Origin of the sequence: Spiroplasma endosymbiont of Amphimallon solstitiale, assembly GCF_964030965.1 — a bacterium.
In the GTDB taxonomy this organism is placed as follows: domain Bacteria; phylum Bacillota_I; class Bacilli_A; order Mycoplasmatales; family VBWQ01; genus Spiroplasma_E.
Genome location: NZ_OZ034999.1, coordinates 1,080,759 through 1,092,633, shown reverse-complemented (window position 1 = coordinate 1,092,633; position 11,875 = coordinate 1,080,759). Strand labels below are relative to the sequence as shown.

Annotated in this window: 13 protein-coding genes and 1 pseudogene; 9 read left to right on the top strand and 5 right to left on the bottom strand. The window is 22.0% G+C overall.

Annotation, left to right across the window (positions count from 1 at the left end; translation table 4 throughout):
- Positions 1-23 precede the first annotated feature (23 nt).
- The 4 genes from AAHH39_RS06780 to AAHH39_RS06765 all read right to left on the bottom strand — a co-directional run bounded on the left by AAHH39_RS06780 (position 24) and on the right by AAHH39_RS06765 (position 2,181).
- On the bottom strand, positions 24-503 hold the full coding sequence (locus tag AAHH39_RS06780) for a single-stranded DNA-binding protein (protein WP_342217483.1): 480 nt from the start codon (positions 501-503) through the stop codon (positions 24-26).
- A gap of 17 nt (positions 504-520) precedes the next feature.
- Positions 521-949 (bottom strand): hypothetical protein, encoded by a 429-nt coding sequence (locus AAHH39_RS06775; protein WP_342217482.1) that lies wholly within the window; start codon positions 947-949, stop codon positions 521-523.
- Between the two features lie 311 nt (positions 950-1,260).
- Positions 1,261-1,548, bottom strand: coding sequence for a hypothetical protein (locus AAHH39_RS06770; RefSeq protein ID WP_342217481.1), 288 nt, complete (start codon positions 1,546-1,548; stop codon positions 1,261-1,263).
- A gap of 12 nt (positions 1,549-1,560) precedes the next feature.
- The gene (locus AAHH39_RS06765) at positions 1,561-2,181 is read right to left on the bottom strand and encodes a hypothetical protein (RefSeq protein ID WP_342217480.1); all 621 of its coding nucleotides are present in this window, start codon (positions 2,179-2,181) and stop codon (positions 1,561-1,563) included.
- A gap of 741 nt (positions 2,182-2,922) precedes the next feature.
- Between AAHH39_RS06765 and AAHH39_RS06760 the strand changes: the two genes are divergently transcribed.
- The 3 genes from AAHH39_RS06760 (at position 2,923) to AAHH39_RS06750 (ending at position 4,204) form a co-directional block, all read left to right on the top strand.
- On the top strand, positions 2,923-3,165 hold the full coding sequence (locus AAHH39_RS06760) for a hypothetical protein (protein ID WP_342217479.1): 243 nt from the start codon (positions 2,923-2,925) through the stop codon (positions 3,163-3,165).
- Positions 3,166-3,277: 112 nt separating this feature from the next.
- Positions 3,278-3,925, top strand: coding sequence for a transposase-like zinc-binding domain-containing protein (locus tag AAHH39_RS06755; RefSeq protein WP_342217478.1), 648 nt, complete (start codon positions 3,278-3,280; stop codon positions 3,923-3,925).
- A gap of 51 nt (positions 3,926-3,976) precedes the next feature.
- Positions 3,977-4,204 (top strand): hypothetical protein, encoded by a 228-nt coding sequence (locus AAHH39_RS06750; protein WP_342217477.1) that lies wholly within the window; start codon positions 3,977-3,979, stop codon positions 4,202-4,204.
- A gap of 402 nt (positions 4,205-4,606) precedes the next feature.
- Here AAHH39_RS06750 and AAHH39_RS06745 read toward each other — a convergent pair.
- Positions 4,607-4,705 (bottom strand): annotated as a pseudogene (locus tag AAHH39_RS06745) (IS30 family transposase); the annotation flags it as partial.
- Positions 4,706-4,790: 85 nt separating this feature from the next.
- Here AAHH39_RS06745 and AAHH39_RS06740 point away from each other — a divergent pair.
- From AAHH39_RS06740 to AAHH39_RS06715, 6 genes are all read left to right on the top strand, one after another.
- Positions 4,791-5,735 (top strand): IS30 family transposase, encoded by a 945-nt coding sequence (locus AAHH39_RS06740; protein ID WP_342217475.1) that lies wholly within the window; start codon positions 4,791-4,793, stop codon positions 5,733-5,735.
- Positions 5,736-5,983: 248 nt separating this feature from the next.
- Positions 5,984-6,127 (top strand): hypothetical protein, encoded by a 144-nt coding sequence (locus AAHH39_RS06735; protein WP_338979228.1) that lies wholly within the window; start codon positions 5,984-5,986, stop codon positions 6,125-6,127.
- Between the two features lie 335 nt (positions 6,128-6,462).
- On the top strand, positions 6,463-7,878 hold the full coding sequence (locus AAHH39_RS06730; RefSeq protein WP_342217474.1) for a glycine--tRNA ligase: 1,416 nt from the start codon (positions 6,463-6,465) through the stop codon (positions 7,876-7,878).
- A gap of 16 nt (positions 7,879-7,894) precedes the next feature.
- Complete coding sequence (gene dnaG / locus AAHH39_RS06725; protein ID WP_342217473.1) at positions 7,895-9,670, top strand: DNA primase; 1,776 nt, start codon at positions 7,895-7,897, stop codon at positions 9,668-9,670.
- 32 nt (positions 9,671-9,702) lie between these two features.
- Positions 9,703-11,055, top strand: coding sequence for a sigma-70 family RNA polymerase sigma factor (locus AAHH39_RS06720; protein WP_342217472.1), 1,353 nt, complete (start codon positions 9,703-9,705; stop codon positions 11,053-11,055).
- 8 nt (positions 11,056-11,063) lie between these two features.
- A complete protein-coding gene (locus AAHH39_RS06715) occupies positions 11,064-11,840 on the top strand; it encodes a Nif3-like dinuclear metal center hexameric protein (protein WP_342217471.1) in 777 nt (258 codons plus the stop codon).
- The last annotated feature ends 35 nt before the right edge of the window (positions 11,841-11,875 follow it).

Genomic DNA, 11,875 nt, shown 5'->3' with positions numbered 1-11,875 from the left:
TAATTTATAATTATTTAACACAATTAATTATCTCAAACAATAACTTCTTCATTAAAATCCAAATCATTATTTTCATATAAATTTTCAATTTCTGAATTATTTAAAGTGTAATTAACATTTTTAAAAGCGCTATCTAAATCAATTTTCTTATCAGTTTCTATTAGTGAATTATCAATATTAGAATTATTTAATTTATTTTCCTGTTTGCGATAATCTAAAAAAGTAACATTTTCAGCAACTACTTCAGTAATATATTGTTCTTTTCTATCTTGATTTATTATTTTTCTTACTGACAGTCTTCCTGATAACGATATTAAAGAACCTTTACCTAAATATTCACACATTTTTTCAGCAACTTTATTTCATGCAACACATGAAATAAAATCAGCTTGATTTGAAATATTATTAACTGCAATGGTAAAAAAAGTAAAAGGTTTTTCACTTTGAGTTTTATATAATTTTAAATCAAGAGCAAGTCTGCCTATTAATATAACTTTGTTCATTTTTTTTTATTCTCCTTTTAATGTATTTTTGATTTGTTATTAACAATTATTTTTTGTTCTTTTTGTAAATTTATTAAAACTTTATAAAAATTATTAACTAATTTGTATCATTTTTGACTACTAGCTTTTATATCTTTTAATTCTTCTTCTAAATCACCAATAATGAAACCATTTATATCAAAATCTATGTCTGGATATTCATGATAAAAACTGGCTTCAGGAGTAATTCTAAAACCAAGACCAATAACATTTTCTGATTTATCTAAATAAACATCATATATTTGAATTCAAATATTTTGTTTAATTTCTTTAAATCTTTTGAATAATTCTAATTGTTCATTTTTTCATTTAATTTTTTTAAATTTACCACCACGTTTGACTTCTTTATTATCAATATAAAGGTTAAACTCCTCATTTTCTGGTTCAAAAAATACTTCTGCTGCCATTTTTTCTTTAACTCCTTTTTAAACTCTTGTTCACAAATCACGGTCTCATTGATTTTTATCTTTTCTTGACAATTTTTAATTTTCTTTTTTTCTAATTAAAATTTGTTCTTTATTTTTTTGATAATTTGTTAATTTTTTATTCATACTATTCTCCTTGATACCATTTGCCTAAATGCACTCCATATTTGCTGTTTTTAGCGATATTTAAGAATATGAATACAAAACCGTTCATATTCTTAAATTCAACGCTTTACATTTGTTTAAACACTATATTATTATACATTGTTACATATTGTTTACAAATTTGCTTTTTATTTAAAAGTTTTTAAAACAAAATCTTTTTCAATTTTCAAAATATCTTCTAATAAAAAAGTTTTATTAAACTTCTCATCTAAATTTTTAATATAAAATTGTCATTTTTCATTATCAATTTTTATTCAAATAGTTTCACTTATAAGTTTTTGAAAATCTCACACTTGAAACACCAACATCGAATTTTTAGAAATAAAATAAGCATTACATTTATCACTTAAACTATTCTTCTTTAATCAGTTTTGATAAGTTGATAGAAGCTCTTGTTCTTTTTTAGTTAATTGCATAATTTTTACCCCCTAATCTTTTCAAGAATTTTCATTAGATTTAATTGTTGCTTGTTTTATATCATTTAAAATTTGCAAAATAGTATCTAGTTTTTGATTTGCATTATTATCAAAGCTAATCAAATTTTTTAAAGTTAATTTACTATGCGTAGTTAAACTTAAAGCATCATTTGATCTGTTTAATTGCTTTTCATTAACAAATCTTGCACTAATTTCTTTTTCACCAATGCTATTATCACCAGTACCTTTATATGTTGCATTCAAATCTAAATCTAATTTAGTTAAATCAATGCCATAAAAATATCATAATTTTGTACTTGACTTATTTGCATAATGTTTACCTAAATAATGAATTTTTACTTTTTTGTTAGTAACATCAATACCAGTTTCTTCAAACATTTCATTAATTACTGTTTGATAGTGCTTATTATTTTCTAATCCACCCGTAATAGTACTGTACTGACTAATCTGTTTATTTTTAAACAATGGGTTGTATTCTTTACTCAATAAATAATGATATTCATTGTTTTTAACAACATAGGGTAATATTGCAACACCTTGATTATTGCATCAAGGTTCTTCAACTCCGTGCATGAATTCTACTTTAATAAATTTTAAATATTCTTTATTCATAAAAAAATCTTCCTTTCCAAAAGTACTTTTAAAAATAAAAATTACAACCAAAGTAATAGGTTGTAACTCGTTTATTTTTAAATTCTTTTTCATTTAAAAGAAGATAAAAAATATATCTTTATAGATAGGTCATAATTTTGCGAGGTGTACCTATTTTTAGTATTCAATTTTTATAATTTAACTTTATCATATTTAATTTTTGATTGCAAATCAAACTTTCAATTAAATATAAACGTTACCAGTGCCACCTCGCAAAAGACCACACCAGTAACAGAATTAATTGTACAATAAATTACTAGATTTTTGAATTATAAATAATAGTTTTTACAAAAATATTTATATGAAAAAATAAATTAGCAATTATTGTCAAAATATTTATATCCGTATATGTTGTAATTAAAAGTTCAAAATTTTGAATTAATTTAATAAATTAAGCATTTATTTTCTGATTTTATGCATTAATAATAGTTGATTTATTAAAACATTTAAAATTTTTTGTTAATTATTATATATTATTAATACTTATTATATATTATAGACTATCAAATTATCTTTATTGATTATGGAAATATTTATATTAATTACAACATATACGGATATGAATTACAACATATACGGATATGAATTACAACATATACGGATATGAATTACAACATATACGGATATGAATTACAACATATACGGATATAAATATGATATAATGATTTTATATTTGATAAATAATTTAAATGGGGTTAGTTTATGGCAAATAGTTTAGTAAACCAAAAAGAAAATAAATTTATTAAAAAGTCAAATGTAATTGTTCGTGCAGTGACAAATGAGTGTGCTGGAATTATGACTCAAAGGCTATTTAACTTTGCAATTTTAAGTTCAATTGGTAAACTTGATTGAAAGAAAAATGAAAAACATAAATATATGGAGTATTGACTTAATGATTTTTGTAATTATTTTGGTATTCAACAACATAAACTTTATGATATATAACATATAAAAAAATAAAAAGTTTCTTTAATTTTGTAGAAAAGTAGTGGTATTAGTAAAATTAGCAAAAATATATTTTTATATGGTATTTTTAATATTAAAGAGGTGATTTTAAATGAATAAAAATACAGTAAAAGAAATTTTAAATAATTTGTCTGATAAAGATTTTATTGAGATTTTTAGAGAAAATAAAACTAGAATTAAACAAATTGAGAAAAAAGAAAAATTTGAAGCAGTCGAACAAAAATTCAAAGAGAAAGGGATTCAATGTCCAGATTGTAGTTCTTTTTTGTGTACTAAATATGGTAGTAAAGATTATAAGCAAAGATATAAATGTAAAAGTTGTAATATTACTTTTCATGCTTTTAAAAATCATTATTTTTATTGAAGTCATTTATCTCATGATCAATGAGATTTATTGATACAAATAGCTACTTTAGGTCAATCTGCTTACATTATTTCTCAATTTATTAATACTACAAATAAAACTGCCTGATTTAATCGTCAAAAATTTATGAAATCAACACAATTAGTAAAAACACAAAATCAATTTGTAAAATTAAAAGCTAGAATTGAAGTTGACGAAACTTTTATCAAAGAAATTCATAAAGGAAACTTTAAAGATCCAAATGATCCAAGAAAACAATGAATTGAAGAAAATACTAAAGATTTAAATTGTTGTATTCAAATGGCAATTGATGAAAACCGAAATATCTATGCTCAAACAACAAATACTAAAAGATTAAATAAAAAATGAGTATAAGAAAACTTAACATCGAAACTTATCGAAGAAAATTCAATTATAGTTTGTGATATGCAAGTATTATATGATACAGTAGCTAAACAAACTAAATCCACTATCCAGCAGTTTAAATCAAAAGAAAATAAAGAATTAAATTATAAAAAATTAAGTAATGTCAGTAAAATACAATCAAGTTTAAAAGAATTTATTACTCATTACCATGGCATTGGATTTACCAATATTCAAAATTACCTCAATTTATGGAAATGAAAATATCAACACTACGGATTAACCTTTTAATTATGTAGAAAAGTATGGATGACCAAAAATTATTCATCAATTTACACTTAAAATATTATTTTTAATTAAAAATTTGTTAAAAGTAACATTATTTAGTGTAAAAATTCTCTAAAAATAACACTTTATCATGTATAATTACTTTTCTAAAAAATTAAAGGATTAACCCCTTATCAAAAATCCAATGTGTTATATTTCAGTTTGTAAAAAAATAAATCCCAAAATTTAATAAAATCAAATTTTAAGTCAAGTTGATGACTTTTTTTATTTTACCACTACTTTTCTACAAAATTAAAAAAAAGTTTTAATAGTTTTATAAATGAAAAAAGTTATCAATTGATTAAAAGTTTTAACAAGATAATTATTAATTATTTCCTGAATTGTAAATATAAATGGGACAGTTTTTTAAAATAATTGTATTAAATCTATTGGTCTTTTATAAGATAGTGATTTTCTGGGTGTAGAATTAATTTGAAATGCTATAGTATTTAAATCTTTTTGTTTCCTGAATTGTAAAATTAAAAAGGACACTTATATAAAAATTAAATTGTGTTAATTCTATAATTAAGAAAAGAAAGGAATTAGCACAATGTATAAGTATCTGACTATTGAATCAATAATAGCAATAAAAGAATATAAAAGTTATGGATTTTCGATTCGTAAAATAGCAAAAGCCATTGATTATAGTAAATCAACTGTACATAGAGTTTGTAGATTATTAAATCAAAACTTATTACCATTAGAAATATTGAATAAAATTCAAAAAAATAAACAAAATGCAGGTAGAAAATTAATAATTTTAACTTTAATAGAAATTAATACTATTAATCATTTGTTAATTACTAAAAATTATGCTTTTGATATAATTGCTAATTTTTTAAAGGAAAATAAAATAAAAAGTATTTCAACAAAAACTTTATATAACATGTTTAAAACAAATCGAATGGGTTTTGATGAAAATAACTTATTGAGAAAAGGAAAAAATAAACCTCACAAACAAAAAGAAACTAGGGGCAGAATTAATAATTGTAAGTCTATTCATGAAAGAAATTTAATCATTCCTAATATTAAAAATATAGAAGAATTTGGTCATTTAGAAGGTGATACTATCATTGGTAAAGATCATAAAAGTTCTATTATTACTTTAGCTGATATATGATCAAAAACCACAATTCCTTTAGCAACTAAAAATAATAAATCAGAAAATATTACAAAAAGTATAATAAAATTTATTTCAAAGTTACAAAAAGGAACAGTTAAAACTATTACTTTTGATCGTGGTAAAGAATTTAGTAAATGAAAATTAATCGAAAAAAATTGTAATGTTAAGATTTATTTTGCAGATCCTGGTAAACCTTGTCAAAGAGGTTTAAATGAAAATAATAATGGTATTTTAAGAAGATATTTACCAAAATCTACAGATCTATCTTCATATAAACAAAAAGATTTAAATACTATAGCATTTCAAATTAATTCTACACCCAGAAAATCACTATCTTATAAAAGACCAATAGATTTAATACAATTATTTTAAAAAACTGTCCCATTTATATTTACAATTCAGGTAATTTATATGAACAGTTAATGATAAATAGTAACTTTAAAAAAGTTTATGTTTTTTTCTTATTTCATAGTTTAATATTTCAAGGAATTCAGTTTAACTTTACTAATTGTATTAATTGTAATCAAATAACTAATTTGTATTTAATTAATTATGATTTGGGTGGTGTTTTTTGTAAAAATTGTTCTTTAAAATTAGCTATAATTAATTTTGACATTGTTTTGTTTAAAAAAATATATCAACTTTATTTATTAAATTATCAAGATATTAATAAATGAAAAGTTGAAAAAGAAGAACTTAATAAAATTCTTAATATTTTAGAAAACCACTGTCAAAAATATAATAATAAATTAATAATTACATAAATATTTTAATAATTAGTTGTTATATTGTTTTTAATAATATATAACACTTATAATAGGTTGACAAAACCTATCTATGAACATATTATTAACAAGATTATTCTTTTAATTATGTAGAAAAGTATGGATGACCAAAAATTATTCATCAATTTACACTTAAAATATTATTTTTAATTAAAAATTTGTTAAAAGTAACATTATTTAGTTTAAAAATTCTCTAAAAATAACACTTTATCATGTATCATTACTTTTCTACAAAATTAAAGGATTATTCTTTTTAGAGATTTTATGTATTATTTAAGATATTTAAGAAAATTTTTATGATTAATGGAGGGGCAATGATTAATAAAATTATCAATGATAAGTCAATGAAGGAAATAATTACTCATTTAAAAGAAAATGGTTTTATTTTTCAAGGATCAGAAATTTATTCAGGTCTTGCTAATAGTTGAGATTATGGTCCGCTTGGTGTAGCACTTAAAAACAATATTAAGAAAAGTTGATGAGTTTTTTTTGTCGAAAAAAATCCATACAATGTTGGGTTAGATAGTTCAATTATTATGAAATCTAAAGTTTGAGAAGCTTCAGGGCATTTGAGTAATTTTAGTGATCCATTAATTGATTGTAAAAAATGTAAGTCTCGCTTTCGAGTTGATAATTTAATTAATCATTATTTTCCTAGTATTAATTGTGATAATTGAAGTAATGAAAAATTAGAAACATATATTAATCAAAATCATATTAAATGTATTAAATGCAATAATGAAGATTGAACTAAAGTTAGACAATTTCAATTAATGTTTGAAACATATCAAGGTGTTTTAAAAGAAGATAAAAATAAAATTTATTTAAGACCTGAGACTGCACAAGGAATATTTATAAATTTTAATAATGTAAGAAATAGTTGTAATAAAAAAGTACCATTTGGTATTGGTCAAATTGGTAAAAGTTTTAGAAATGAGATAACTCCTGGTAATTTTATTTTTCGTACTAGAGAATTTGAACAAATGGAATTAGAATTTTTCTTTATTCCAAAGGATAAAAATGATAACAATTGATTTAATTATTGAGTTGATCAATGTAAAGAATTTCTCTCTCTAGTAGGTTTATTGAATTCAAAAAATATAAAATTTAAAAATCATGAACAAAATCAACTAGCACATTATGCATTAGCAACTACTGATATTGAATATAATTTTCCTTTTGGTATGAGTGAATTATGTGGTATAGCTAATCGCGGGAATTATGATTTAACAAAACATAGTGAGAATTCTGGTGTAAATTTTGAAATTCAAGATCCTAATGTTACAGTAAAAAGAATGGTTATTCCTTCAGTTATTGAACCTTCAATTGGTGTTGAAAGGCTTTTATTAGCTTTAGTTTGTGAAGCATTTACAAAAGAAGTTTTAAAAGACGATAAAGAACGGTTAGTGTTAAAATTAAATAAGAGTATTTGCCCTTATCAAGTAGCTGTTATGTCTTTAAATAAAACAAAATTGGGTAAAGAGGCATATGAAATTTTTGAAATGTTAAATAAAACACAATTAAGAGTAATTTATGAAGCATCATCAAGTGTTGGTAAATCTTATCGTTATCAAGATGGTATTGGTACTATGTATTGTGTAACAATTGATTATGACACAAAAACTAAAGGTACTGTTACAATTAGAGATCGTGATACTACAAATCAAGTTATAGTTAAAGTTGATCAACTTAAAGAATATTTATATGACAAATTAGACATTATTTGTTAGAATTGTGTGAAAAAATATGGATATCGAGTTTAATAAAAAAATTAATGAAGTTAAAGCAAAAATTAATATTGTCGAAGTTATGGGCAAATATTTAAATTTGATCCGTAAAGGCAATAATTTTTGAGCTATCTGTCCTTTCCATGAAGACTCTACTCCTTCATTATCAATTTCACAAGAAAAACAAATTTATAAATGTTTTTCTTGTGGTGAACAAGGAAACGTTTTTATTTTTTTACAAAAATATAAAAATATTAATTTTATTAATGCTCTTAAAGAAGCAGCAGATAATGTTAATTTAAATTTAAAAGAGTTTGATATTAATTTATCTGAATTTAATGTTGAAACTAAAAAAAATCCACTAAAAATTTTAAATAATATTGCAATGAATTTTTTTAGTTATCAGTTACTAACTGATATTGGTCAAGAAGCAATGAAATATTTACAAAATCGTAATATTACTACTGAAAATATTAAATATTTTAATATTGGTTATGCACCTATTAATAATGAATTAATAGATTATCTTAATGCACAAGGTTATAAAGATAATATTGAATTTGTAAAATTAGGACTTATGAAAATTAATAATAAGGATCAACTTCTTCCTACCTTTTCAAATCGAATTATGTTTGCTATTAAAGATGAAGATGGAGATTGTGTTGGTTTTTCTGCAAGAAATTATAATAGAGAAGATAAAAGTTATAAATATATTAATAGTCCAGAAACAGATTTTTTTAAGAAAAGTAAAATTTTATATAACTTTAATAATGTTAAAAATTATATTAAAAAAAATGAAGTTATTTATTTGACTGAAGGTTTTATGGATGTTATTGCTCTAAATAATCAAAATATTAAAAATGTTGTTGCTTTAATGGGAACAAATTTAACAAAAGAACATATTTTACTTTTAAAAAAAATTACTACTAATATTATTATTTTTTTAGATGGTGATTTACCAGGAAAAATAGCATCTTTAAAAATAGCTAGTGTTTTATTATCAAATAATTTTAAAGTACAAATTATCAATAATGATACTAAATTTGATCCTGATGAATTAATAAATAAATTTCCTCAAAAATTTTATGAAATAATAAAAAAAACCATTCATCCTTTTGAATTTGCAATTAATTTATCATTAACTAAATATAACATTAAAAAAGATAGTTATGAACTTAATGAATTTTTAAAATCATTAGTTCCAATTTGAACAAAAATCAATGATGTTATTACTCAAAAGTTTTATTTAAATATGTTAGCAAAAATAACTAATTTATCCACTGAAGACTTAATACAAATTTTAAATATTGATAATAATTTAGTAACTACAACTTTTAGTATCAAAAATAAATCTAAAATAGAAGTAAAAAATATTTTTTTTGAAGCACAAGAACAACTTATTTTTTTAGTAATGTTATCAAAAAATGTTTATTTAATTTTAGAAAAAGAAAAATTTATTTTTCCAAATCAAGATTTTATGAATTTATACTTTTTAATTAGTCAAAAATATCAAAATAATCAAATAGAAGCAATTAATTTTGATTTAATTTTAGAAGAACTTAAAGGTAATTCACTTTTAAATATTTTAGAAAAACTTCTTGATAAGTATAAAAATAAAAAGTTTGATTTAAAACCTCAAATTATTAATGATTACTTAAAAATTATCAATAATCAACTAATTGATTATGAAATAAAAATGATCAATGATAAATTGAAATCTGAAAAAAATATTGAAAAACAAATATTGTTATTAAAAGAAATATCAGTATTAAAAAATAAAATAAAGAAAAAATAAGTATGATGATAAATTAAGGATAAGGTGAAAATATGGCTACTATACAACAAAAAACGAAATTGAAAAAACTTTTAACTTTAGAGGAAGTAGAAAGTAATTTAATTAAAAAATTAGAAAAGAGTCAAACAAAAGAATTAAAACAAGAAGATGTCATTAAAGAGTTTGCACATTTAAAATTAGATGATGATACGATTGAGGAAATTTTTGATCGGTTAGAAAAAGAAGGAGTAGTCTTTACTGATATTTTGATGGATGAAGTTGAAGATGATGCTAATTTTGCCGATATTGATGATGAACAATTACCTGATGATTTAGATATTGATATTTTAGTTAGTGATTTGAGTTTTAAAAATACAATGGGGATCTCTAATGATACAAGAAGAAAAGATGGAATTAAGTCTTATTTTAATATTTTGGGAACAAGTCAAATATTGAGTCAAGGTGAGGAAATTAAATATGCTAAAATGTTAGAATCAAAAGATGTTGAGGAAAGAACATATGGTCGTGAGCAATTAATTAAATCAAATTTAAAATTAGTAGTTTCTGTTGCTAGAAAACATTTAAATCGTGGTTTAGATTTTGCTGATTTAATTGAAGAAGGTAATATTGGTCTTATTAAAGCAGTTGATAAATTTGATTATCGCCGTGGTTTTAAATTTTCAACTTATGCTACTTGATGAATTAGACAATCAATTACACGAAGTTTAGCTGATCAAGGTAAAATGGTTCGTGTACCTGTTCATATGGTTGAAAGAATTAATAAGTTAACAAGAATTGAAAGAAACTTAACACAAGAATTAGGTCGTGATCCTACTCATGAGGAAATTGCCAATAAAATGGGACAAAACATGACAGCCGATCGTGTTCGTGAAATTAAAAAACTTGCTATTGAACCAGTATCTTTAGAAAAACCAATTGGTGAAGAAGATGATACACATTTTGGTGATTTTATTAAAGATAAAAATATGCTATCTCCCAATGAATATGCTGAAAGACATTGATTAAGAGAACAATTGGATCGTGTTTTTGCTGAAGTATTAACAAAACGAGAAGAAAAAGTTATTAGAATGCGTTTTGGAATTTTACCAACAAAATTAAGAAGATTATTAGAACTTTGTGAAGATGAAAAAGAAATTACTGAATTAAAAACAGTAGTTAATAATTTACAGTTACACTATGATACTAGTTTAGATAAAACAGAATTGTTAAGTGATAAGGTTGTTCATCGTCATATTACTAAGTACGATTCTCCAAAAACTCTAGAAGAAGTTGGTAAAGAATTTATTGTTACAAGAGAAAGAATTAGACAAATAGAAGCAAAGGCAATTAGAAAATTAAAACATCCGTCTAAATCTAAACATATTAAAGAATTTTATAAAGGATAATAGTTAAAATGTTAACTATCAATAATATAATTAATGTTTTAGAAACATATTTTCCTTTAAAAGATGTTTGTGAATGAGATTTTTCAGGAATACAAATTAAATCAAAAACAAAGATCAATATTAATAAAATTTTAGTTTGTTTAGATGTTACTAATGAAGTTTTAACTGAGGCCATTAATAATAATATTGATTTAATAATTTCTCATCATCCATTAGTTTTTGCCAAAGATATTAATCAATCTAATATTTCAAATTGAAAAAAAGAATTATATAGTAAAATACTAATAGCAGATATTAATGTATATTCATTACATACTAATTTTGATATATCATTAGTAGGTATGAATATGTTGATGGCCAAAGAATTAAAAATTAAAAATATTCATTTTATTAATGAAGAAAAGTTGGCAATAGTTGGTAAATTTGATAGACAAATGCCATTAAAAGAATTGATTAATAACTTAAAAAAATATTTTAATGTTGCAAATATACAATTGGTTAATAATAAATTGAGTGATAACAATATAGTGACTGTTGCTTTATCTGCTGGTGCTGGTGGTGATATTATTAGTAATTTATCTAGCAATATTGATTTATTAATTACTGGAGAAATGAAATGAAACTATATTATGGAAGCTAAAGATAGAAAAATTAATGTTATTTTGGTTGGTCATTATATGGAACAAAAATTTGTTGATTTTCTTTTTCAATTACTTATTGAAAAATTATCAACAAAAGTTAAAGTTTTTAAATATAATTTAGAAAATCCTATTACTTTTTTTTAAACTTATAAAATTTAAAAAGGAAAAAACTATTTTTT